Origin of the sequence: Methyloversatilis sp. (assembly GCF_030698125.1) — a bacterium.
Taxonomy (GTDB): Bacteria; Pseudomonadota; Gammaproteobacteria; order Burkholderiales; family Rhodocyclaceae; genus Methyloversatilis.
Window position 1 is genome coordinate 79,844 of record NZ_JAUYNV010000051.1, and the last position, 23,508, is coordinate 103,351.

Consider the following 23,508-nt stretch of genomic DNA (forward strand, 5'->3'; position numbering starts at 1 on the left):
ATTACTACAGTTCTCATTGGGCGTCCCCACCGCCATCGTACGTTGCTGGCCGGCGACGCCTCGCGCGCGGCCACACTGCGCCGTTGCAGTGCGCAACGCACCCAAAGCGGGCAAATTTCACACACGCGCCCATTGATTCATAAGGATTTTCCCTCTGGCATGGTTGATGCACCGCAACACGCGGTGCTGCACATCCCCACTGACCAGAAGGAGCGTCCGCATGTCGAGCTGTACTCATCCCGCACATCAGCACTGCAGTTTCTGTGATGCAAAAGGCCGCCTGACGGTACAGGTCGATGGCAACGGCGAGGCGGCGCTCGATACGCCGGCGCCGCCGGATCCTTCGCGGCGCGGCTTGCTGAAGGGTTCGCTGGCGGCCGGCTTCGGCACGCTGAGCGCCGGCTGGGTTGGCTCGGCAATGGCCAAGGATGCGGCCACCGGCACGATGAAGGCGGTCAATCACTATTACATCGCGGCCAGCGCCGACACGGTGCACTGGGGTTACTTCAGCAAGTCGCTCAAGCCGCAGGTGACGGTCGAGCCGGGTGATTTCGTCACCATCGAAACGCTGACCCACCACGCGGGCGACGATTTCGACCGCATGATCAAGGGCGATGCGGGCGCGGAAAGCGTCTTCTACTGGGACAAGAAGAAGAAGGGGGTCATCCGCCGCGGTGCCGGGCCGATGGACGCCAGCCTGTTCGGGCGCGGCGCGGGTGAAGGTCTCGGTGTACACATATGCACCGGGCCGGTGTTCGTGAAGGGCGCGGAAGAGGGTGACGTGCTCGAGGTGCGCATCGTCGACGTCACGCCGAGGCCGAGCGCCAACCCGAAGTACAAGGGCAAGAGCTTCGGGGTCAATGCCGCGGCCTGGTGGGGCTTCCACTTCAAGGAACTGATCACCGAGCCGAAGGAACGCGAAGTCATCACGATCTACGAGATCGATGCCAGCAGCGAGAAGAACTGGGCGCAGGCGGTGTACAACTTCCAGTGGACACCGCAGACCGACCCGTTCGGCGTGGTGCACAAGACGATCGACTACCCGGGCGTGGTTGTCGACCACTCGACGATCAAGGAAAATCACGGCGTGCTGAAGAACGTGCGCGTGCCGACGCGGCCGCACTTCGGCGTGACCGGCGTGGCGCCGAAGGAAGCCGACATGGTCGATTCCATCCCGCCCAGCTATACCGGCGGCAACATCGACAACTGGCGCATCGGCAAGGGCGCAACGATGTACTACCCGGTCGCCGTGAAGGGCGCGCTGTTTTCGGTCGGCGACCCGCACTCCGGTCAGGGCGACTCCGAACTGTGCGGCACGGCCATCGAATGTTCGCTGACCGGCACCTTCCAGTTCATCCTGCACAAGAAGGCCGACCTCGCCGGCACCGCACTCGAAAAGCTCGCCTACCCGCTGCTCGAAACGCCTGACGAATGGGTGATCCACGGCTTCAGCTTCGCCAACTACCTGGCCGAACTGGGCGACAAGGCGCAGAGCGACATCTACGCCAAATCGTCGGTCGACCTCGCACTGAAGGACGCCTTCCGCAAGAGCCGCGCCTTCCTGATGGACACGCAGAAGCTCACCGAGGACGAAGCGATTTCGCTGCTGTCGGTCGGCGTCGACTTCGCCGTGACCCAGGTGGTGGATGGCAACTGGGGCGTGCACGCGGTGATCAGGAAGGCGCTGTTCTCAGGCGGCAGTCTGTAGGAGCTGGACTTGTGGGAGCGGCGACCCCGCCGCTCCCACAAGTCCAGCTCCTACATTGGCCGCCGTCGTGTCCGGCGCAGGCAGTCATTGCAGTTTTCGACAAGACAGCGCCGCGGGGCCCGTGCAGACTGGCAAGCCCTCTCATCCCGTGTCCCGTGTCGTGCTCGCCGTCATCGCCCCTGCCCTGTTCGTCGTCGTCTGGTCCACCGGCTTCATCGTTGCGCGGGCGATCGACGGCGTGGCCGATCCGGCGCTGTTCCTGCTCGCCCGTTTCACGCTGACCACACTCATGTACGCCGCCATCGCCGGCGCGCTGCGTGTCGCCTGGCCGGCGCGCAACCAGTGGCCCAAGCACCTGCTGGCCGGTGCGCTGCTGCAGGGCGTCTACATGGGCGGCGGCTATTGGGCGGTGGCGCACGGGTTGTCGCCGGCGGTGATGGCGCTGCTGGCCACGCTGCAGCCGATGTTCACCGCCCTGATCGCGCAGCGCCTGTTCGACGAACCGCCGGGCCGCCATTTCTGGGCAGGTTTGCTGGCCGGCGCGCTGGGGGTCGTGCTGGTGCTGGCGCCGCGGCTGGCCGGCGTGGGCCCGGAGGCGTTGTCGCCGCTGGTCGTCGGGGTGGCGTTGGTCGCCGTGGCCGGCATCACCGCCGGCACGCTGGTGCAGAAAAGCTCGATCGCCGCCGCCGACCTGTTCAGTTCGAGTGCGATCCAGAATGCCGGGGGCGCGCTGGTCTGTCTGGTCGTCGCGCTGGCGCTCGGTGAGTCGTTATGGGTGCCCGGTCCGGCACTGTGGGCGGCACTGGCGTGGGCGGTGTTCGGCCTGTCGGCCATCGGCAGCACGCTGCTGGTGTGGATGGTGCGCCGGGGCTCGGCAGCGAAGGTCAGCGTGCTGGTGCTGCTGGCCCCGCCGCTGGCCGCGGTGCAGGCCGCCCTGCTGTTCGGCGAGCGGCTGGCGCCGCTGCAGATGGCCGGTTTCGCGCTGGCGCTGGGCGGCGTGCTACTGTGCCGGCGTCGCTGAAGGCCCTGTCATGCACGCCACCGATCCCAACGTCGATACCCGCTGCTACGCGGTCGAGCCCGCGGGGCACGCGCACGATTTCCACCAGGTCGTGCTGGGCGGCGACGGCGGTACCGAACTGGAACTCGAGAGCCATCTGCACCGGGTCGATGCCGGCGCCGGCCTGCTGATACCGGCCGGCACCCGGCACGACTACCGCGGGCTGGATGCCGCCAACCGCCAGCTGGTGGTCGACCTGCCGGCCGCCTCGGTCGCCTTGCCGGCCTCGCTGTTCCGGCGTCCGCGCGCCTTCGTCATCGACGCGCCCCTGCGCCGGCGCGTGCAGCCGCTGCTCGGCCTGGCCGGCGAGCGCGTGTCGCGTCCGCGTCACTGGCTGCTGGCCACCCGCTTTGCCGATGACCTGGCGCACCGCCTGCACGCCGCCCCGGCAAACGACGACGCGCGCCATTTTCCGGTCGCCCGCATCGACGCCTGGCTGCGCCGCCACGCCGGCGACGCCCCGTCGCTGAAGGATCTGGCTGCGTGCTTCGGCTACGGCCCGCGCCGCTTCCATGATTTGTTCGTCGATGCCTTCGGCGAAGCGCCGCACCGTTACCTGACCCGCTTGCGTCTGGACGCCGCGCTCGCCCTGCTCGACGACCGGTCGCGTTCGCTCGGCGACATCGCGCTCGACACCGGTTTCGCCGACCAGAGCACCTTCACCCGCCGCTTCACGCAGCGCTTCGGCCTGCCGCCCGGTCACTGGCGACGGGCGGCTTGCGCCCGCCCCGGTCACTGACCGCATCCAGCTTCGGAACTGCGCGTGGCGCCTTGCGTTGACGGCAGGGCGTGCCGGCCAGGCGGCGGCCCACCCGTGACCCCTGCACGCATACACGTCTATCATGCTCGATGTTTCGTGCCGTCATCCTGAAGCATGGCCACGCTCATTCCTTCATACAGCGCCTGCGCTTCCCGCATGCAGGCGGGCGAACGACGTTTTGCGCAGCGTCTCGCAGACAAGCTCGAAGACGACTACCTGTGCTGGTACGACATGCCGGTCGGCGCCCGCCGACGCTACTCGGACTTCATCGTCCTGCACCCCCGCCGCGGCCTGTTGCTGCTGGAGGTGAAGGACTGGCGCCTGGCCACCCTGCAGTCCATCGACCGCGTATCCGTGCAGCTGCTGACCGAGGCCGGACCGAGGGTGGTGAGCAATCCGCTGGAGCAGGTCAGGCAGTGCGCCTATCAGCTGATCGGCGATCTGGAGCGCGATCCGCAACTCGTGCAGCAGGAGGGGCGACATCGCGGCAAGCTTGTATTGCCGTGGGGCTATGGCGTTGTGCTCAGCGGCATGACGCGCAAGCAGTTCGACGGCACCGATCTGGGCGACGTACTGCCGCCCCATCGCGTGATCTGCGCCGACGAAATGCGCGAGGCGAGCGACGCCGAAGCCTTCCAGCAGCAGCTGTGGAACATGTTCGACGTGAGCTTCCCGCAAAGCCTCACGCTGCCGCAGATCGACCGCATACGCTGGCATCTGTTTCCGGAGGTGCGCATCGGACATCAGCAGGCCGATCTTTTTGCCGCAGCGGACGGCGACGCAGCGGACGACAGCGTGTTGCCGGATCTCGTCAAGGTGATGGACATGCAGCAGGAGCTGCTGGCGCGCAGCCTGGGTGAGGGGCACCGCGTCATCCATGGCGTGGCCGGTTCGGGCAAGACGCTCATCCTCGGCTACCGCTGCCTGCATCTGGCCCGCGTGCTCGCCAGGCCCATTCTCGTGCTCTGCTACAACATCGCGCTGGCGGCGCGCCTGCGCGATCTCATCGCCACCCGCGGTCTGGCCGACAAGGTGAGCGTGTACCACTTCCACGACTGGTGCAGCGAACAGTTGCGGACCTATCACGTCGAGCGCCCCGCGGCGGGGCGGGACTATTTCGATCGTGTCGTGTCCGCCGTGATCGCCGCTGTCGACAAGGGTGTCATCCCGCGCGGTCAGTACGGTGCCGTGATGATCGACGAGGGGCATGACTTCGCGCCGGAATGGTTGCGCCTCGTCGTCGGCATGGTCGATCCGGACACCAACGCCTTCCTGATGCTGTATGACGACGCGCAGTCCATCTACGGCAAGCGCGGCGGTCTGGACTTCAGTCTGTCCAGCGTGGGCATACAGGCACGCGGCCGCAGCACGGTGCTCAAGCTCAACTACCGCAACACGGAGGACGTGATCCGCTTCGCCTACGATTTCGCGCGCGCCTACCTGACCGCGGCGGATGCCGACGACGACCACGTGCCGCTGCTTGAACCGCAGTCGAGCGGCCGTCGCGGACCGCCGCCGGTGCTGCGCATCCTCGAGTCGGAGGGCGAGGAAATGGCGCTCATCACGCGCACGCTGAAGAAGATGCATGCGGAACGTGGCGTGGCCTGGGCCGACATGTGCATCGCCTGCCCCGACACGTACATCGGCGATCGTCTTCATCGCTATCTGAAGGCCGCATCGATTCCGGTGCACTGGCTGTCCGACTCGCAATCGAAGCGCCGCTTCAGACCGTCCGAGGACACGGTGAAGCTCATGACCATGCACAGCAGCAAGGGGCTGGAATTTCCGTTCATGGTCGTGTGCGGCGCCCACACCCTGCCGCGGGCGGAAGACGACGCGGACCGCGTGGCGGCCGACGCCAAGCTGCTGTACGTCGCCATGACGCGTTCGACCGAGCGCCTGCTGGTGACGGCCTCCGCCGAACGGGGATTCGCTGCGCGTCTGAAGGCCATGCAGGGCGGCGCGGGCCTTTAAAGAAGCAGGTCGCGGTCTGCCCTTGCGCGACGGGCGCGATCCGGATGGGCGCAGCTTTGCCATCGGCGCCGGCCCGGGCAGGTCAGACGCGCGCCATCACCTCCAGCGTGTCGACCAGCCGGCGCGCGTAGCCCAGTTCGCTGCGGTAGCCGGCGCACACCTTGACGACGCGGCCCGACACCCGGGTCAGCGCCGCCTGAAAGAGGCAGGAATGCATGTCGGCCGCGCCGGATCTGCCGGCGACCGGGCCGTCGCAGTAACGCAGCAATTCGCCGTAGGCGCCGAAGCTGGCGCACTGGATGAGCGCATTCACTTCTTCCACGCTGGTTTCGCGCCCGGCGGCGAACACCATGCCGAGCAGCACCAGATCGCAGTCCGGCACATGCACCGGCGGTGTTTCGTCGAGCGCGCCCGGCAGGCGTGGCAGCACCTGCTGCAGCTGTGCGGCCACGCTGCCTGCGCGCTCACAGGCGACGCCGGCGCAGTGCTGCGCGTCATGCATCGGCCTGATGACGGCGTATTCGATGCCCAGCGCGTATTGCAGCAGTCGTGCCACCGGCGCGATGCCGTGGGTGGCACTGCATGCGCCGTGCAGCAGGCGATGCGAGCCGTCGATCCGCATGTGATTCACGCCGAACACCACCATGCCGTCGAAGGCGAAGCCGCCGGCCGGCGCGCCGCACAGTACCTTGGTGGCGCCCGCTGCAAGGTGCCGTCGCGGGTCGCCGCCCGAACAATCGAGCACGATGTCGACGCCGTGTTTGCCCCAGGCGGGCGTCGCCTCGCCAGCGGCATCGTCGCGCGTCGCCACGCTGACCAGTTCCAGTCCGCCGTTGGCGCAGAAAGCCGGGTGCGTGCAGATCGCCGCCCGCGCGTCGCGCGCGGTGCGTCCGTAGCCGTCGATGGCGATCCGCCTCATGTCGTACCCGCGCCGGACGGGCCCGTAATCGAAATGATGGGATGCCTGACCGACATGAAAACCTCGCGATGACTTTACTCATCGACATAGCGTGCGACCGCCGGTTCCCGGAAGCGGCTGTTCAGCCGTCCCGAGACACGGTGAAGCTCATGACCCCGCACAGCCGCAAGGGGCTGGAGTCTCCGTTCGTTGCCGTATGCGGTGCAACCGCCCTTCCGCGGGTCGAGGACGATCCGGAGCGGGTGGCAGCCGATCGACCGCCGCATCGCGGGCAGGGCCCGCTTGTGCGAAAGCAGCAGTGGTCAGGCCGCTGCGCGCAACACGATGCGTCCGGCCATGCCGGCGCAGCCGAAGGCTTCGAAGCGGTCGATGCACAGGTCGCGGGCGGCGGCGGTGGCGTCCTTGAGGAATTTGCGCGGGTCGAATTCTGACGGGTCGCGGGCCATTGCGCGGCGCATGGCGCCGGTCATCGCGAGGCGGATGTCGGTGTCGATGTTCACCTTGCGCACGCCGTGGCGGATGCCTTCCTGGATCTCTTCCACCGGCACGCCGTAGGTTTCCTTGATGTCGCCACCGTGCTCGCGGATCACCGCCAGCCAGTCCTGCGGCACGCTGCTCGATCCGTGCATCACCAGGTGGGTGTTCGGCAGGCGCGCGTGGATGGCCTTGATGCGGTCGATGGCGAGGATGTCGCCGGTCGGCTTGCGCGAGAACTTGTAGGCGCCGTGGCTTGTGCCGATGGCGATCGCCAGCGCGTCCACGCCGGTGGCGGCGACGAAGTCGGCGGCCTGTTCCGGGTCGGTCAGCATCTGTTCGTGCGTCAGCACGCCGGCCGCGCCGACACCGTCTTCTTCGCCGGCGGTACCCGATTCGAGCGAGCCGAGGCAGCCCAGTTCGCCTTCGACCGACACGCCGACCGCGTGCGCGATATCGACCACGCGGCGTGTCACGTCGATGTTGTAGTCGTAGCTGGCGGGCGTCTTCGCGTCTTCCATCAGCGAGCCGTCCATCATGACGCTGGTGAAGCCGGAGCGGATCGACTGCACGCATACGGCCGGGCTGGCGCCGTGGTCCTGGTGCATGACGATGGGAATGTCCGGATACATTTCGGCGGCCGCCTCCACCATCCGGCGCAGGAAGGGCTCGCCGGCGTATTTGCGGGCGCCGGCCGAAGCCTGCAGGATGACCGGCGCATTCACCTTCTGCGCCGCCTGCATGATGGCCTGGATCTGTTCGAGGTTGTTGATGTTGAACGCCGGTACGCCATAGGCGTGCTCGGCGGCGTGGTCCAGCAGTTGCCGCAGTGAAATCATTGCCATGTGAAACGCCTCCTGATCGGGTTTGTGTGTGTTCTGGAAAGGGGTCCGCTTGCCGTCATTGCGGCGGGACGTGTGCAGGGATGCGCGCCATCGCCTGCACGGTGTCGACCAGCCGGTGCGCGAAGCCGCGGTCGCCGCGATAGCCGGCGCACACCTTGACGACGCGGCCCGACACCTGGGTCCAGCCGGCTTCGAACACGCTCGACCGCGTGTCGCGCGCCGACAGCGCGGTGGTGAAGGGCGTGTCGCCGTAGCGCAGCAGCGCGGCCCAGTCGCCGAAGGCGGCGTACTGCATCAGCGCGTTGACCTCTTCGACCGTCGTTTCGCGCTGCGCCACGAACACCATGCCGATCAGCGACGCGTGCGCGCCGGGCATGCGCATCGGCTCGGTTTCGTCGAAGCAGTGGTTCAGTTCGGGCAGCACCCGGTGCAGGTGCGCGGCAGCACCGGTGGGCCCGGGCAGTGCGATGTCGCCGTCGTGCGGGCGGCTGTGCACCGCGGTCAGCATGGCGTTGGAAATGCCCAGCGCGTCATGCAGCAGGCGCGCCACCGGCGCGATGGCGTGGGTGGCGCGGCAGGCGCTGTGCACGCTCGCGTGCGTGTCGCGCAGCGCGCCGTGGTTGACGCCATAGACCACGGTGGCGTCGGCCGCCGTGCCGGCGGCGGCGCAACTGAGCACCTTGCGCGCGCCCGCCGCCAGATGCACCCTCGCATCGCGCCCGCAACAATCGAGCACGATATCGACGGCGTGCCGTTTCCAAGGCAGGCGGCGGGCGTCACGCACGCGGCTGGCCGGAACGCCGGCAGCCCCGGCATCCGCACCGTCGTCGTGCCCGTTGATGGCCACCAGTTCGAGCCCGGCGGCGCCGCGCAGCGCGTCGAGCACGCTGCGCGCGAGGCCGCCGCCGCCGTCGATGGCGATGCGCGCGCGCACCATCAGCCGTGCAGCGACAGCGCGTCGCGGCCGGCGGCAGGCACCGCGTCGAGCAGCGCGCGGGCGCGTTCATGCACCGCTTCGGCGGTGAGGCCGAACAGCGTGAACAGTTCGCCCGCCGGTGCCGATTCGCCGAAGCGGTCGAGCCCGACCACGTCGCCGCTGATGCCGGGTTCGCCGACGTACTTCCACCACAGGCCGGTGCTGCCGGCCTCGATCGCCAGGCGGGGCAGGTGGCGCGGAATGACGTCCTGCTTCCAGCGCGCGTCCTGCCGCTCGAACGCTTCGACGCAGGGCATCGACACCACGCGCGCCGGCACGCCTTCGGCGGCCAGCAGGTCGGCGGCGCGCAGCGCCAGGCCGACTTCCGAACCGGTGGCGATCAGGCACAGCCGTTCGCCGCGCGGCCGGCGCAGCACGTAGCCGCCGCGCGCGATGTCGTCGAGGCGCACCGTGCCGTCGCCGGCGTGCGGCAGCGCCTGGCGGGTCAGCAGCAGGCAGGAGGGGCCGGGTCGCGGGGTGGCGCCGCGGCGCAGCGCCTCGCGCCAGGCCACCGCGGTTTCGGTGGCGTCGCACGGGCGCCACACGTCGACGTCCGGAATCAGCCGCAGGCTGGACGCGTGTTCCACCGGCTGGTGCGTCGGGCCGTCTTCGCCCAGCCCGATCGAGTCGTGCGTGAACACGTACACCACCGGCAGGTGCATCAGCGCCGACATGCGGATGGCGTTGCGCGAATAGTCGGAAAAGGTGAGGAAGGTACCGCCGCAGGGCCGGTAGCCGCCGTGCAGCGCGACGCCGTTCATCAGCGCCGACATGCCGAATTCGCGCACGCCGTAATGTACGTGGTTGCCGGTGCCGGCGCCCTTGAGCGGCCGGTGGCCCTTCCAGTCGGTAAGGTTGGAACCGGTCAGGTCGGCCGAGCCGCCGAGCAGTTCCGGCATCGCGGGTGCCACGATGTGCAGCGCGTCCTGCGAGGCCTTGCGGGTGGCCACCGATGCGGCGCGCAGTTCGGCGGCGTCGCAGGCGGCTTCGAGCGCGCGCAGCGCGTCCGACGACGGCGGCGCGTCGCGGCGCAGCCGCCGCTGCAGTTCGGCCGCCAGCTCCGGGAAGGCCCTGGCGTAGCGGTCGAAGCGTTGTTGCCAGTCGCGGTGGGCGAGGGCGCCGCGGGCGCGCGCCGACCAGGCGGCCTGCAGCGGAGGCGGGATGTCGAACGGCGGCGCCGTCCAGCCCAGCGCCTCGCGGGTGAGCGCGATTTCCGCCTCGCCCAGCGCCTCGCCGTGCGCCTTGGCGCTGCCGGCGCGGTTCGGCGAGCCGTGGCCGATATTCGTTTCGCAGCACACCAGCACCGGGCGTTCGCTGCGCAGCGCCGCTTCGATCGCCGCGTCCAGCGCCGCCGCGTCGTGCCCGTCGACATTGCGCACCACCGTCCAGCCGTAGGCTTCGAAGCGGGCCGGTGTGTCGTCGGTGAACCAGCCGGCGACGTCGCCGTCGATGGAAATGCCGTTGTCGTCGTAGAAGGCGACCAGCTTGTTCAGCTTCCAGGTACCGGCGAGCGAACACACTTCGTGGCTGATGCCTTCCATCAGGCAACCGTCGCCGAGGAATACCCAGGTGCGGTGATCGACCACGGGGTGGTCGGGGCGGTTGAATTCGGCGGCGAGCAGCTTTTCCGCCAGCGCCATGCCGACCGCGTTGGCCAGGCCCTGGCCGAGCGGGCCGGTGGTCGTTTCAACGCCCGGCGTGATGTCGACTTCGGGGTGGCCCGGTGTGCGCGAATGCAGCTGGCGGAAGCGCCGCAGTTCGTCCATCGGCAGGTCGTAGCCGGACAGGTGGAGCAGCGCGTACAGCAGCATCGAGCCGTGGCCGTTGGACAGCACGAAACGGTCGCGGTCGGGCCAGTGCGGGTCGGCCGGGTCGTGCTTCAGGTGGTGGCGCCACAGCGCCTCGGCGATGTCGGCCATGCCCATCGGCATGCCGGGGTGGCCGGAATTGGCGGCCTGCACCGCGTCCATCGCGAGTACGCGCAGTGCATTGGCGCATTGCCTGCGCAGGATCTGGTTGGCGTCGTTCATGGCAGTCATCCCTTCAGGCGGCCAGTTGCTGGCGGCGGCGTTCGAGCAGGCGCAGGATCATCGGCGTGAAGATGAGCTGCATCGCCAGTTCCATCTTTCCGCCCGGCACCACCAGCGTGTTGGCACGCGACATGAAGGAGTCGTGCAGCATGCTGAGCAGGTAGGGAAAGTCGAAACCGCGCGGGTTGGCGAAGCGGATCACCACCAGGCTTTCGTCGGCGGTCGGAATGGTGCGGGCGATGAACGGGTCGCTGGTATCGACCACCGGCACGCGCTGGAAGTTGATGTGCGTGCGCGTGAATTGCGGGCAGATGTAATGCACGTAGTCGTGCATGCGCCGCAGGATGACGTCGGTCACGGCTTCGGTCGAATAGCCGCGGGTGCTGCGGTCCCGGTGGATCTTCTGGATCCACTCGAGGTTGATGACAGGCACCACGCCGATCAGCAGATCGGCGTACCGGGATACATCAACATGTTCTGTCTTCACGCCGCCGTGCAGGCCTTCGTAGAACAGCAGGTCGCTCGCCGGCAGCGGCTCCCATGGCGTGAAGGTGCCGGCGGGCTGCGCGTAGGGCGCGGCTTCGTCGTCGTTGTGCAGGTACTTGCGGCTGCGTCCGCCGCCGCTTTCCGAGTAGTCGCGGAACAGCTGCTCCAGTTCGGCGAACAGGTTGGCCTCTTCGCCGAAGTGGCTGAAGTGCGGGCTGAACTGCGTACTGTCGCCGGCTTCCGCCTCGGCCATCACGCGCTTCATTTCGGCGCGGTCGTAGCGGTGGTAGCTGTCGCCTTCGATGAGGGCGGCGGCCACGTTCTCGCGGCGGAAAATGTTCTCGAAGGTGCGCGTGACCGACGTGGTGCCGGCGCCGGACGAGCCGGTGATGGCGACGATGGGGTGTTTCACTGACATGAAAGCAATCCTTTCGATCGTGATTCGGTTCTTCAATCCCTCGCCCGCATCAGCGGGAGAGGGTGGCGCAGCGCCGTGCCCTCACCCCCGGCCCCTCTCCCGCTGATGCGGGAGAGGGGAGAAGGGCGCGGGTGGTGGGCGTCGTGGCCGGTGCGTTGGCAAATGCGCATGTGCTTCTCCTGGATGCGGTTTCAGCAATCCCTCCCGCATCAGCGGGAGAGGGTGGCGCGTAGCGCCGTGCCCTCACCCCCGGCCCCTCTCCCGCTGATGCGGGCGAGGGGAGAAGGGCGTCAGAGCGCATCGGCGAACAGGCCGCGCTTGCCGAACAGCGGTGACTGGAAGGTGTCGGCCGGCGGTTCGCGGTGGTAGGCCTCGATGCGCGCGACTTCTTCGCTGGAGCCGAACACGAAGCCGATGCGCTGGTGCAGCGCCTCGGGCTGCACGTCCATCAGCCGGCTGCGGCCGGTGCTGGCCATGCCGCCGGCCTGTTCGATCAGGAAGGCGATCGGACTGGCTTCGTAGAGCAGGCGCAGGCGGCCGGGCTTGGTCGCGTCTTTGGTGTCTTTCGGGTAGAGGAATACGCCGCCGCGCATCAGGATGCGGTGGGTTTCGGCGACCAGAGAGGCGATCCAGCGCATGTTGAAGTCGGCGTCGCGCGGGCCGGTGCGCCCGGCCAGGCACTCGTCGACGTAGCGGCGCACCGCCGGCTCCCAGAAGCGGCTGTTCGACGCATTGATCGCGAATTCGCGCGTGGCGGCCGGCACCTTCAGGCCGGGGTGGCTGAGCACCCATTCGCCGAGCATCGGGTCCAGCGTGAAGGCGTGCGTGCCGCGGCCCAGCGTCAGCACCAGCATGGTCGACGGGCCGTAGATGGCGTAGCCGGCGCACACCTGTTCGCGCCCTGCCTGCAGGAAGTCGGCCGTCTTCGCGTCTTCGCCCGGCGTGCGCGCGCGGGTGATCGAGAAAATGCTGCCGACCGACACGTTCACATCGATGTTGGACGAGCCGTCCAGCGGGTCGAAGGCGAGCAGGTATTTGCCGCGCGGGTGCTGCGCCGGCAGCAGCGCAATGTCGTCCAGTTCTTCCGAGGCCATGGCGGCGACGTGGCCGCCCCATTCGTTGGCGCGCAGAAAGATCTGGTTGCTGAGTACGTCCAGTGTCTTCTGTTCCTCGCCCTGCACATTGCCGCTGCCGGCCGAGCCGAGCACACCGGCCAGGCCGCCGAAAGCCACTTTGCGCGAAATCGCCTTGCAGGCGAGCGCGACGTCGGTGATCAGCGCATTGAGGTCGCCGGTCGCCTCGGGGTGACGGCGACGTTCTTCGATCAGGTACTGGACCAGCGTGGTGCGTCCGCCTGTGGGCATGAGTCTCTCCTCCCTTGATGTGAATGCCTGGATGCGTGCGCCGTCTGTGCGGCGCTGCGCGGGTGTGTGTTGGGCGCTATTCGGTCTGTTCCTCGAAGCGCGCGCTCATTTCCGCGAGCAGTTGCGACGGCGAGCCGACCGGCCAGGGGTCGACGCCGGGAGCGCTGGCGTGCGCACCCCCCGCTGTCCCGTATCCCCAGCCCACCAGCGCGACCGGGCAGCCGGCGGCCTGCGCGGCAAGCAGGTCGGCCGAACTGTCGCCGACCATCAGCAGTTGCGCGGTCTTCACCGAAAGCCGGGCAGCGGCAGCGTCGAGCAGTGCCGGCGAGGGCTTGAGCAGTTCGCTGCGGTCGCCGCCGTAGACCGCCGACATGAACGGCAGCAGGCCGGCGGCGGCGAGTACCGCGCGCGCCAGCGGCGTCGGCTTGTTGGTCACCACCACCAGCGGGCAGATGGCGTACAGGCCTTCGACCATTTCTTCGATGCCGTCATAGACCATGCCGTGATCGAGCGGCGCCTCCAGCGTGGCGCGGTCGAAGTCGGCACGCAGCCGGGCGTGCAGCGTGCCGTCGCTGTGCGCGAGGCCGAGATGGTCGAGTGCGCGCGAGATCAGCCGGTCCGGCCCGCCGCCGATCCAGCCACGCACGGTGACGAGGTCGACAGCGGGCAGGCCTGCCTGCGACAGACCGAAGTTCAGCGCGTGCCAGATGTCGGCGGCACTGTCGACCAGTGTGCCGTCGAGATCGAAGGCGATGGCGTGGATGCGGCTCGGGGTGTGGCACGGATCAAGCATGGATGACCTCGGTGGTAAGTGCCTGCGCGCGGCCACCGAGGGCGCGTTCGCGCAGCGTGCGGATGGAATCGGCATAGCGGCCGCCGGAGAACACGGCCGAGCCGGCGACCAGGGTGTCGGCGCCGGCTCGGCCCACCTGCGCCGCGTTGTCGGGATTGACGCCGCCGTCGACTTCGAGCCAGATGTCGCGGCCGCTGGCGTCGATGCGCCGACGCACCGCCTCGATCTTCGGCAGCGCCGACTCGATGAAGCGCTGGCCGCCGAAGCCGGGGTTCACCGACATCAACAGCACCAGATCGAGCTGGTCGAGCACGTGGTCGAGCACGTTGAGCGGCGTCGCCGGGTTGAGCACCAGACCGGCTTTCACGCCGTGGCTGCGGATCAGCTGGAGGGTGCGGTCGACGTGTTCGCTCGCTTCCGGGTGGATGGAAATGATGGCCGCGCCGGCGTTGGCGAACAGCGGGATCAGCGCGTCCACCGGCTTGACCATCAGATGCACGTCGATCGGCACCGTGGCATAGGGCTTGATCGCCTGGCACACCAGCGGGCCGACGGTCAGGTTGGGCACGTAGTGGTTATCCATCACGTCGAAATGGATCAGGTCGGCGCCAGCGTCGATGACGGCCGCCACTTCGGCGCCGAGGCGGGCGAAGTCGGCCGACAGCAGGCTGGGGGCGATGCGCAGGGGTCTGTTCATCGCAGTGCGGCATCCGCCGGATGCGCCTCGCCGCCGGCCAGCCGGCACAGTTCGTCGAAGCCGAGCCATGCGCGGTGGCGCAGGCGGGTGCCCGGTTCGTCCGGCAGCGGCGAGGCGGCGTCGCCCAACTGAGGCAGCACCAGGTCGGCGTCGGCAAAATCGCTGTCTTCGGTCCAGAAGGTCGGTGTGATCACCGTCCACAGACCGGCGGCACGCGCGGCGCGCAGGCCGTTGAGCGAATCTTCGAAGGCGATGGCGCGATCGGCGCGCACGCCGAGATGCTCAAGCGCCAGAAGGTAAATGTCGGGCGCCGGCTTCTTCGCGGCCACCTGGTCGCCGCAGGCGATGACGGCGAAGCGTTCGAGCGCGCGCGCGCCCAGCGTGGCATGCAACAGCGCATCCACGTTGATCGCCGTGGTGGTGCTGGCGATGGCCAGCCGGCAGCCGGCGTGGCCCGCCTCGTCGAGCAGGCGGGCGACGCCCGGGCGCAGCGGCACCGCGCCGTCGCGCACCACGGCGCTGTAGAAGCGGGTCTTCGCGGCGTGGATCTGCGGCAGACGGGCGAGCAGCCCGGCGCGTTCGGCGTCCGTCAGGTCGAGCGTGCCGATGTGGCGGGCGATGCGTTCCTTGCCGCCGGTGGTCGTCAGCAGGCGGCGGTAGTCGGCGCGCGACCACTTCCAGCCCAGCCCTTGCTGTTCGAAGGCGAGGTTGAAGGCGGTGCGGTGCGCCTCTTCGGTGTCGGCCAGTGTGCCGTCGACGTCGAAGATCAGTGCGTCGGGGTGGATTGCGGGCATGTCGGTCTTCCTTTCAATCGCTTGCGAACACGCGGCTGGCCAGCACGTCTTCGGCATACAAGGTGCACAGCGCGTCGCGCGTCGGCGCGGTGTCGGTGGCGAACAGCCGGGTGGCGTGGCGCAGCCGGATGCGGTCGAGCGCGTTGCGCACCGAGCGTGCGTTGGCGAAGTGCGGCTGCTGGCGGCGCAGGCCGAGATAGCGCTCGAACGCCGATTCGGCGCTGTCGTCGAAGCGGTAGTTCAGATTGCGCAGCATCAGCTGGGCGATGCGCATCAGCTCGTCCTGGTCGTAGTCCGGGAAGTCGATGTGGTGCGCGATGCGCGACGCCATGCCGGGGTTGCTGGAAAAGAAGGTGTCCATGCGGTCGCGGTAGCCGGCCAGGATCACCACCAGATCGTCGCGGTGGTTTTCCATCACCTGCAGCAGGATTTCGATCGCTTCCTGTCCGTAGTCGCGTTCGTTCTCCGGCCGGTAAAGGTAGTAGGCCTCGTCGATGAACAGCACGCCGCCCATCGCCTTCTTGATGATTTCCTTCGTCTTGGGCGCGGTGTGGCCGATGAACTGGCCCACCAGATCGTCGCGCGTCACCGCCACCATGTGGCCCTTGCGCACATAGCCGAGCTGCTTCAGCACCTCGGCCATGCGCAGCGCCACCGTGGTCTTGCCGGTGCCCGGGTTGCCGGTGAAGCACATGTGCAGCGAGGGCGGCGTCGACTGCAGGCCCTGTTCGGCGCGCAGCCGGTCGATCAGCAGCAGCGCCGCGATGTCGCGGATGCGGCTCTTGACCGGCGCAAGACCGATCAGCTCGTCATCGAGCTGGTCGAGCAGGGCCTGCACGCCGGACGATGCGAACATCGAGCGCGGCGATGCAATTCCGGTCGGGGGGGCGGTGGCGGCGTCCATGAGGCAAAACTCCTTCAGTAACGCGCGCCTTCCGGACGCGCCTGCACGGCATAGCTTTCGATGCTGTAGCGCACGGTGCGGCCCGGTTCTTCGGTGCGGATCAGGCGGAAGCCGGGTTCGGCATCGGGCCGGTTCACGATGAAGGACAGCACGACCGATTCGGTGCCGTGCGTCGAGTCGAACGCGGTCACCCGGATGTAGTACTGCGGGAAGGTGGCGCGGCAAGCGTTCACCTCGAGCAGGATGGCGGTCGCATCGCGGATGTCGAACATCGGGTTGCCGTACATTTCCCAGAAGGTGTTGCGCGGGTGCGGGTCATCGGTGTACTCGATGCCGACCGCCCAGCCCTGGTCGAGGCAGTAGTCGATCTGCGCCGCGATCTGCAGGTCGGTCAGGTCCGGCAGGTAGGAAAAAGTGCCCTGGGTGATGCGCATGGTGGTTCTCCTGGATAGGGTTTCTTCAATCCCTCGCCCGCTGATGCGGGAGAGGGGAAAAGGGCGTCGATCGCGACGTTCTTCGTAGGAGCGGGCCCTGCCCGCGATGGCGGCCTCGAATGACCGCCGGCGCGTCGATGGAGACCGGATCGCGGGCAGGGCCCGCTCCTACGGGCGTCACGCCACCGACGGCGTCGGCGCGTAGTCCGAGGTGTCGGTCGAGGCATAGTTGAAGGTGATGTCGCCCCAGGTATCGAGGGCGGCGGCCAGGGGCGAACACCATTTCGCGGCGTCGCGCAGGATCTGCGGGCCCTCTTCCTTGATGTTCCGGCCTTCGTTGCGCGCCAGCACCATGGCTTCGAGTGCCACGCGGTTGGCGGTGGCACCGGCCTGGATGCCCTGCGGGTGGCCGATGGTGCCGCCGCCGAACTGCAGCACCACGTCGTCGCCGAACAGGTCGATCAGCTGGTGCATCTGGCCGGCGTGGATGCCGCCGGACGCGACCGGCATCACCTTCTTCAGCGCGCCCCAGTCCTGGTCGAAGTAGATGCCGCGCTGCAGGTCGACCTCGGTGTGCGTGTCGCGGCACACGTTGTAATAGCCCTGCACCGTCATCGGGTCGCCTTCGAGCTTGCCCACCGCGGTGCCGGCGTGGATGTGGTCGACCCCGGCCATGCGCATCCACTTGGCGATGACGCGGAAGCTCACGCCGTGGTTCTTCTGCCGCGTGTAGGTGCCGTGGCCGGCGCGGTGCAGGTGCAGGATCATGTCGTTCTGCCGGCACCAGTGCGACAGCGACTGGATCGCCGTGTAGCCGACCACCAGGTCGACCATGACGATGACCGAGCCCAGATCCTTCGCGAAATCGGCGCGCCGGTACATTTCTTCCATCGTGCCGGCGGTGACATTGAGGTAGCTGCCCTTGACCTCGCCGGTCGCGGCGCTGGCCTTGTTGACCGCGTCCATGACGAACAGGAAGCGGTCGCGCCAGTGCATGAAGGGCTGCGAGTTGATGTTCTCGTCGTCCTTCATGAAATCCAGCCCGCCCTTCAGGCCTTCATAGACCACGCGGCCGTAGTTGCGGCCACTGAGGCCGAGCTTGGGCTTGGTGGTCGCACCCAGCAGCGGGCGGCCGAATTTGTCCAGCCGCTCGCGCTCGACGATGATGCCGGTCGGCGGTCCGGCAAAGGTCTTGATGTAGGCGACCGGAAACTTCATGTCTTCCAGCCGCGCCGCCTTCAGCGGCTTGAAGCTGAATACGTTGCCGATGATCGACGCGGCCACGTTGGTGATCGAGCCTTCCTCGAACAGGCTCAGATCGTAGGCGACGTAAGCGAAGTACTGGCCCGGCGTGTTCGGCACCGGATCGACGCGGTAGGCCTTGGCGCGGTACATGTCGCAGGCGGTCAGGCGGTCGGTCCACACCACGGTCCAGGTCGCGGTGCTCGACTCGCCCGCCACCGCGGCGGCGGCTTCGATCGGATCGACGCCGTCCTGTGGCGTGATGCGGAACAGCGCGAGGATGTCGGTCGCCTTCGGCTCGTAGTCGCTGTCCCAGTAGCCCATCTGCGCGTATTTCAGGACGCCGGCCGAGTAGCGTTTCTTCGCGTCGGTGATCTGCGTCGGGGTGTTCATGTCGCCCATGTCTTCCTCCTGTGAATGCGGTCGTTCGCCGGTGGGAGCCCGGCTTTGAACCCAATCTAGGGAAGCGCCATGGATAAGAAAAGTTTGTTTTTTTCCCAGTTCGATTAAGTTAAGCTTATGTTCAGGCCTTGCCCGGGAGCGGATGCTGCGCTGCCGCATCGATTGCATCCACTGCAAGCGCCGCTTGCGGTGCGGGACCGGCGCTGCAATGCGCGTTGTCGTGCCGAGGCGCTGCGGCGGCGCGACACTGCATACATCAGTTATTGTTTATCAATGGTTTGGCACTCATGAACCGCGTTTTCGGGGTCTCGTGACCAGGCTGGCGCGCAACTTGTAATGGACCGGATGTCCCTTTCCGGCCCGCAGGAGATTGCTCATGCTCAAGAACGCCACGCTACGCCAGCTCTCTGCGCTGCACGCGGTCGCCCGTCTGGGCAGCGTGTCGCGCGCAGCCAGCGAAATCCACCTGACCCAGCCGGCGGTGTCGATACAGCTCAAGCTGCTGGAAGAGTCGGCCGGTACGCCGCTGCTGGAGCGCGATGGTCGTGGCATCCGCCTGACCGGTGCCGGCGAGTTGATGGCCGACTACGCGGCGCGCATTCTCGACCTGTGGCGCGAGGTGGGCGACGAAATGGCTGCCTATCGGGGCGTCGTGTCGCGCCGGCTGCGCATCGGCGTGGTCACCACTGCCGAGTACCTGGTGCCGCGCATGCTGGTGGTGTTCGCGCGCGAACAGCCGAATGTCGAGGTCAAGCTCAAGGTGGGCAACCGCGACGAGATCGTGCGCCTGCTGACCACGCAGGAGGTCGATCTGGTCATCATGGGCCGGCCGCCGAAGGACTTGAAGACGGTGGCCACGCCGTTCGCTCGCCACACCATGGCTTTCGTTGCCGCGCCCACGCACCCGTTGATGGCGCGCAAGCGGCTGGCGCTGCGCGACCTGGCGAAGGAGGACCTGCTGGTGCGCGAACGCGGCTCCGGCACGCGCACCACGCTGGAACAGCTGTTTCGCGAGGCCGACCTGAACCTGCGCATCGGTTCCGAGCTATCCAGCAACGAGGCGATCAAACAGATGTGCGCCGCCGGTTTCGGCCTTGCGTTCATGTCGCAACACATCTGTCGTCACGAGCTTGAATCGGGCGAACTGGCACTGCTGCCGGTGGCCGACAACCCGATCGAGCGCGAGTGGTACGTGATCCGGCTGGCGTCGCGCCAGCTCACCGGTATCGGCGAGGAATTCGAGCGCTTCCTGATCGATCACGGCCAGCAACACATCCAGGACCAGTTGTTGCGCCCGCCGGAAACGACCCTGTCGATGAAGGTGTGTGCGGCGGGGAACGGGGTGACGACGTAGCGGGTTTCGGGGGTGGTGTTGGGCATCGCTGCGCTCACCCCAACCTACGTCGGAGCAACGCGGGCACCCCGCCAATCCCCGACATGGCCCGTCACCCGCGCCCCGCCGCCACACCCCCCGTAGGTTGGGGTGAGCGCAGCGATGCCCAACCGGGTCATCACCCGCGCCCCCAGCACCACACTCTCCCGTAGGTTGGGGTGAGCGCAGCGATGCCCAACACCCGGCCCCCGCAGGAGCGCCGAGGCGATCCTGTCCGGCCCTGCGACCGCTCCTGCCCTTCTGCGGCCTGGTTACCGGCCGGCGCCCCACCGCGCCCATGTCGACCGTAGCGCTGCCCGCGGCGACGACCGTCGATTTCTCGTTGCAGACCCGCGTGCGCACGCGCCATAAAAAATTGAACGTCCCTCACCACACCCATGGACGGACTGCGTCTGTGGTTCCGGGCGCCGTCCGTTGTCGGGACATGTGCGGACGCCGGACGGGGCTTCGACACCGCAATCGCCTGAGGGGCAGATTCCTGTGACGACCGCCGGAGCTTCGGAGCTCCGCAGGATCTGTCGATGAAAGATGGCTTTCCGATATCCAGTGGAAAGCGGCAGATGTGCTTCCACTCCGGTTTGACGACGCCTCCGCTCCGGCATCTCTCCAGGCATGTCTTTTTCGATACAGAACAAGGCTTTGATCTGTATCAATATTTTTGTTGCAGCGCAGTAGAACAGACTGGCCCGCAACTTGTTAGTCCTCACCACCCACCCGTGCGAATCGAGGGTTCGTCCGAGGTGTTTCGAGGCCCGTCGGCACACGGCTCGCCGGCAACAGGGTGAGCGGCGCGGCAACAGGCCCCAGACAACAAGAATCACAGGAGAGAGACCAGGATGGAAACCTTCTATGAGGTGATGCGCCGGCAGGGCATTTCGCGCCGCAGCTTTCTCAAGTACTGCTCACTGACCGCCACGTCGCTGGGGCTTGGCCCGGCCTTCGTGCCGCAGATCGCGCACGCGATGGAAACAAAACCGCGCACGCCGGTGCTGTGGCTGCACGGGCTGGAATGCACCTGTTGTTCCGAATCCTTCATCCGCTCGGCGCATCCGCTGGCGAAGGACGTGGTGCTGTCGATGATTTCGCTCGACTACGACGACACGCTGATGGCCGCCGCAGGGCACCAGGCCGAAGCGATCCTCGAAGAAATCATGACCAAGTACAAGGGCAACTACATCCTGGCGGTCGAGGGCAACCCGCCGCTGAACCAGGACGGCATGAGCTGCATCATCGGCGGCAAGCCCTTCATCGATCAGCTCAAGCACGTGGCGAAAGATGCCAAGGCCATCATCAGCTGGGGCAGCTGCGCGAGCTGGGGCTGCGTGCAGGCGGCCAAGCCGAACCCGACCCAGGCCACGCCGGTGCACAAGGTCATCTTCGACAAGCCCATCATCAAGGTGCCGGGCTGCCCGCCGATCGCCGAGGTGATGACCGGCGTCATCACCTACATGCTCACCTTCGACCGCATTCCCGAACTGGACCGCCAGGGCCGGCCGAAGATGTTCTACAGCCAGCGCATCCACGACAAGTGCTACCGCCGCCCGCACTTCGACGCCGGCCAGTTCGTCGAGGCCTGGGACGACGAATCCGCACGCAAGGGCTACTGCCTCTACAAGGTCGGCTGCAAGGGCCCGACCACCTACAACGCCTGCTCCACGGTGATGTGGAACGAGGGCACCAGCTTCCCGATCAAGGCCGGTCACGGCTGCATCGGTTGCTCGGAAGACGGCTTCTGGGACAAGGGCTCGTTCTACGACCGCCTGACCGACATCCACGCCTTCGGCATCGAGGCCAACGCCGACCAGATCGGTGGCACCGCCGCCGGTGTGGTGGGCGCGGCGGTGGCGGCGCACGCCGCCATCTCGGTGGCCAAGCGTGCCCGCGACAACGCGCGCAAGCCCGACGCCTCCACGCCCGCCAACCACTGACACGACCGAGGAACAAGAACATGGGTGCTTACGAAACTCAAGGCTTTCGCATGGACAACACCGGCCGGCGCATCGTCGTCGACCCGGTGACCCGCATCGAGGGCCACATGCGCTGCGAGGTCAACCTCGACAGCAACAACGTGATCCGCAACGCCGTCTCCACCGGCACCATGTGGCGCGGGCTGGAGGTGATCCTCAAGGGCCGCGACCCGCGCGATGCCTGGGCGTTCGTGGAACGCATCTGCGGCGTGTGCACCGGTTGCCACGCGCTGGCCTCGGTGCGCGCGGTGGAAGACGCGCTGGACATCCGCATCCCGCTCAACGCGCACCTGATCCGCGAGATGATGGCCAAGACGCTGCAGGTGCACGACCACGCGGTGCACTTCTATCACCTGCACGCGCTCGACTGGGTGGACGTGGTCTCGTGCCTGAAGGCCGACCCGAAGAAGACCAGCGAGCTGCAGCAGATGGTCTCGCCATCGCACCCGCTGTCCTCGCCGGGCTATTTCCGCGACGTGCAGAACCGGCTGAAGAAGTTCGTCGAGAGCGGCCAGCTCGGCCCGTTCGCCAACGGCTACTGGGGCTCCAAGGCCTACGTGCTGCCGCCCGAGGCCAACCTGATGGCCGTGACCCACTACCTGGAGGCGCTGGACCTGCAGAAGGAATGGGTCAAGGTGCACACCATCTTCGGTGGCAAGAACCCGCACCCCAACTACCTGGTGGGCGGCGTTCCCTGCGCCATCAACATCGACGGCGACGGCGCCGCCGGCGCCCCGATCAACATGGAGCGGCTGAACTTCGTGCAGTCCCGCATCCAGGAAATGATCGACTTCAACAACAACGTCTACGTGCCCGACGTGCTCGCCATCGGCACCATCTACAAGCAGGCCGGCTGGCTTTACGGTGGTGGCCTCTCGGCCACCAACGTGGCCGACTACGGCACCTACGAGAAGGTGCCCTACGACCACAGCACGCACCAGCTGCCCGGTGGCGTCATCCTCGATGGCAACTGGAACAAGATCCACGAGATCGACCCGCGCGACCCCGAGCAGGTGCAGGAGTTCGTGACCCACAGCTGGTACAAGTACGGCGACGACACCCAGGGCCTGCACCCCTGGGACGGCGTGACCGAGGCGAACTACAAGCCCGAGGGCCCCAACTTCAAGGGCACGCGCACGAAGATCGAGCAGCTCGACGAATCGGCCAAGTACTCGTGGATCAAGTCGCCGCGCTGGCGTGGCCACGCGGTCGAGGTCGGGCCGCTGTCGCGCTACATCCTGGGCTACGCCCACGCCACGCAGGGCAACAAGCACTGCCAGCGCGTCAAGCAGCAGGTGGACGAGGCCGCGGTCGCCATCAACAGCGGCATTCCCAAGGCGCTCGGCCTGCCCGAGACGCAGTACAGCGCCAAGCAGCTGCTGCCCACCACCATCGGCCGCACCCTGGCGCGCGCGCTGGAGAGCCAGTACGCCGCCGAGATGATGATGGACGACTTCAAGCAGCTGGTCGCCAACATCAAGGGCGGCGACAGCAGCACTGCCAACATCGAGAAGTGGGACCCCGCCACCTGGCCGAAAGAGGCCAAGGGCGTGGGCACGGTGGCCGCGCCGCGCGGCATGCTGGGCCACTGGATCCGCATCAAGGACGGCCGCATCGAGAACTACCAGTGCGTGGTGCCCACCACCTGGAACGGCTCGCCGCGCGACCACAAGGGCCAGATCGGCGCCTTCGAGGCCTCGCTCATGAACACCCCCATGGTCAACCCCGAGCAGCCACTGGAGATCCTGCGCACCCTGCACAGCTTCGATCCCTGCCTGGCCTGCTCGACCCATGTGATGAGCGAAGACGGCCAGGAAATGAGCCGCGTGACCGTGCGCTGACGAGCGCGCTGACCCAGCCCCACAACA

Annotated in this window: 19 protein-coding genes; 7 read left to right on the plus strand and 12 right to left on the minus strand. The window is 67.5% G+C overall.

Going from position 1 to position 23,508, the window contains the following annotated elements:
• The first annotated feature begins 220 nt into the window (after nucleotides 1–220).
• The 4 genes from Q8Q80_RS16895 (at nucleotide 221) to Q8Q80_RS16910 (ending at nucleotide 5,502) form a co-directional block, all read left to right on the plus strand.
• The gene (locus Q8Q80_RS16895) at nucleotides 221–1,708 is read left to right on the plus strand and encodes an acetamidase/formamidase family protein (RefSeq protein WP_305634036.1); all 1,488 of its coding nucleotides are present in this window, start codon (nucleotides 221–223) and stop codon (nucleotides 1,706–1,708) included.
• A 148-nt stretch (nucleotides 1,709–1,856) separates the two neighbouring features.
• Nucleotides 1,857–2,729 (plus strand): DMT family transporter, encoded by an 873-nt coding sequence (locus Q8Q80_RS16900; RefSeq protein ID WP_305634037.1) that lies wholly within the window; start codon nucleotides 1,857–1,859, stop codon nucleotides 2,727–2,729.
• A gap of 10 nt (nucleotides 2,730–2,739) precedes the next feature.
• A complete protein-coding gene (locus Q8Q80_RS16905) occupies nucleotides 2,740–3,507 on the plus strand; it encodes an AraC family transcriptional regulator (RefSeq protein WP_305634038.1) in 768 nt (255 codons plus the stop codon).
• A 135-nt stretch (nucleotides 3,508–3,642) separates the two neighbouring features.
• Nucleotides 3,643–5,502 (plus strand): DEAD/DEAH box helicase, encoded by a 1,860-nt coding sequence (locus tag Q8Q80_RS16910; RefSeq protein WP_305634039.1) that lies wholly within the window; start codon nucleotides 3,643–3,645, stop codon nucleotides 5,500–5,502.
• Nucleotides 5,503–5,584: 82 nt separating this feature from the next.
• Here the strand turns inward: Q8Q80_RS16910 and Q8Q80_RS16915 are convergent, their stop codons facing one another.
• The 12 genes from Q8Q80_RS16915 to Q8Q80_RS16970 all read right to left on the minus strand — a co-directional run bounded on the left by Q8Q80_RS16915 (nucleotide 5,585) and on the right by Q8Q80_RS16970 (nucleotide 18,280).
• Nucleotides 5,585–6,421: an aldehyde dehydrogenase gene (locus tag Q8Q80_RS16915; RefSeq protein WP_305634040.1), complete on the minus strand. Its 837-nt coding sequence runs from the start codon at nucleotides 6,419–6,421 to the stop codon at nucleotides 5,585–5,587.
• Nucleotides 6,422–6,723: 302 nt separating this feature from the next.
• Entirely contained in the window at nucleotides 6,724–7,740 is a 1,017-nt protein-coding gene (fba, locus tag Q8Q80_RS16920; protein WP_305634041.1) for a class II fructose-bisphosphate aldolase, read from the minus strand.
• A 55-nt stretch (nucleotides 7,741–7,795) separates the two neighbouring features.
• Nucleotides 7,796–8,677 carry an aldehyde dehydrogenase gene (locus Q8Q80_RS16925; RefSeq protein ID WP_305634042.1) on the minus strand — a complete coding sequence of 294 codons (882 nt, stop codon included), beginning with the start codon at nucleotides 8,675–8,677 and terminating at the stop codon, nucleotides 7,796–7,798.
• Nucleotides 8,677–10,746, minus strand: a complete 2,070-nt coding sequence (gene tkt, locus Q8Q80_RS16930; protein ID WP_305634043.1) for a transketolase — start codon at nucleotides 10,744–10,746, stop codon at nucleotides 8,677–8,679. The genes Q8Q80_RS16925 and tkt overlap by 1 nt, the downstream gene beginning before the upstream one ends.
• A 13-nt stretch (nucleotides 10,747–10,759) precedes the next feature.
• Nucleotides 10,760–11,650: a phosphoribulokinase gene (locus tag Q8Q80_RS16935; protein WP_305634044.1), complete on the minus strand. Its 891-nt coding sequence runs from the start codon at nucleotides 11,648–11,650 to the stop codon at nucleotides 10,760–10,762.
• A gap of 290 nt (nucleotides 11,651–11,940) precedes the next feature.
• Entirely contained in the window at nucleotides 11,941–13,014 is a 1,074-nt protein-coding gene (locus tag Q8Q80_RS16940) for a class 1 fructose-bisphosphatase (RefSeq protein ID WP_305634045.1), read from the minus strand.
• A gap of 76 nt (nucleotides 13,015–13,090) precedes the next feature.
• Nucleotides 13,091–13,807: an HAD-IA family hydrolase gene (locus tag Q8Q80_RS16945; RefSeq protein ID WP_305634046.1), complete on the minus strand. Its 717-nt coding sequence runs from the start codon at nucleotides 13,805–13,807 to the stop codon at nucleotides 13,091–13,093.
• Nucleotides 13,800–14,504, minus strand: a complete 705-nt coding sequence (rpe, locus tag Q8Q80_RS16950; RefSeq protein WP_305634047.1) for a ribulose-phosphate 3-epimerase — start codon at nucleotides 14,502–14,504, stop codon at nucleotides 13,800–13,802. The genes Q8Q80_RS16945 and rpe overlap by 8 nt, the downstream gene beginning before the upstream one ends.
• Nucleotides 14,501–15,298 carry an HAD-IA family hydrolase gene (locus Q8Q80_RS16955; protein ID WP_305634048.1) on the minus strand — a complete coding sequence of 266 codons (798 nt, stop codon included), beginning with the start codon at nucleotides 15,296–15,298 and terminating at the stop codon, nucleotides 14,501–14,503. The genes rpe and Q8Q80_RS16955 overlap by 4 nt, the downstream gene beginning before the upstream one ends.
• A 13-nt stretch (nucleotides 15,299–15,311) precedes the next feature.
• Nucleotides 15,312–16,202 (minus strand): CbbX protein, encoded by an 891-nt coding sequence (cbbX, locus tag Q8Q80_RS16960; RefSeq protein ID WP_305634049.1) that lies wholly within the window; start codon nucleotides 16,200–16,202, stop codon nucleotides 15,312–15,314.
• Nucleotides 16,203–16,216: 14 nt separating this feature from the next.
• Nucleotides 16,217–16,636 carry a ribulose bisphosphate carboxylase small subunit gene (locus Q8Q80_RS16965; RefSeq protein ID WP_305634050.1) on the minus strand — a complete coding sequence of 140 codons (420 nt, stop codon included), beginning with the start codon at nucleotides 16,634–16,636 and terminating at the stop codon, nucleotides 16,217–16,219.
• Nucleotides 16,637–16,813: 177 nt separating this feature from the next.
• The gene (locus Q8Q80_RS16970; protein ID WP_305634051.1) at nucleotides 16,814–18,280 is read right to left on the minus strand and encodes a form I ribulose bisphosphate carboxylase large subunit; all 1,467 of its coding nucleotides are present in this window, start codon (nucleotides 18,278–18,280) and stop codon (nucleotides 16,814–16,816) included.
• A 376-nt stretch (nucleotides 18,281–18,656) separates the two neighbouring features.
• Between Q8Q80_RS16970 and Q8Q80_RS16975 the strand changes: the two genes are divergently transcribed.
• The 3 genes from Q8Q80_RS16975 to Q8Q80_RS16985 all read left to right on the plus strand — a co-directional run bounded on the left by Q8Q80_RS16975 (nucleotide 18,657) and on the right by Q8Q80_RS16985 (nucleotide 23,481).
• On the plus strand, nucleotides 18,657–19,634 hold the full coding sequence (locus Q8Q80_RS16975; RefSeq protein ID WP_305634052.1) for a LysR family transcriptional regulator: 978 nt from the start codon (nucleotides 18,657–18,659) through the stop codon (nucleotides 19,632–19,634).
• An 875-nt stretch (nucleotides 19,635–20,509) separates the two neighbouring features.
• Nucleotides 20,510–21,601: a hydrogenase small subunit gene (locus tag Q8Q80_RS16980; RefSeq protein ID WP_305634053.1), complete on the plus strand. Its 1,092-nt coding sequence runs from the start codon at nucleotides 20,510–20,512 to the stop codon at nucleotides 21,599–21,601.
• 20 nt (nucleotides 21,602–21,621) lie between these two features.
• On the plus strand, nucleotides 21,622–23,481 hold the full coding sequence (locus Q8Q80_RS16985; RefSeq protein ID WP_305634054.1) for a nickel-dependent hydrogenase large subunit: 1,860 nt from the start codon (nucleotides 21,622–21,624) through the stop codon (nucleotides 23,479–23,481).
• Nucleotides 23,482–23,508 lie beyond the last annotated feature (27 nt).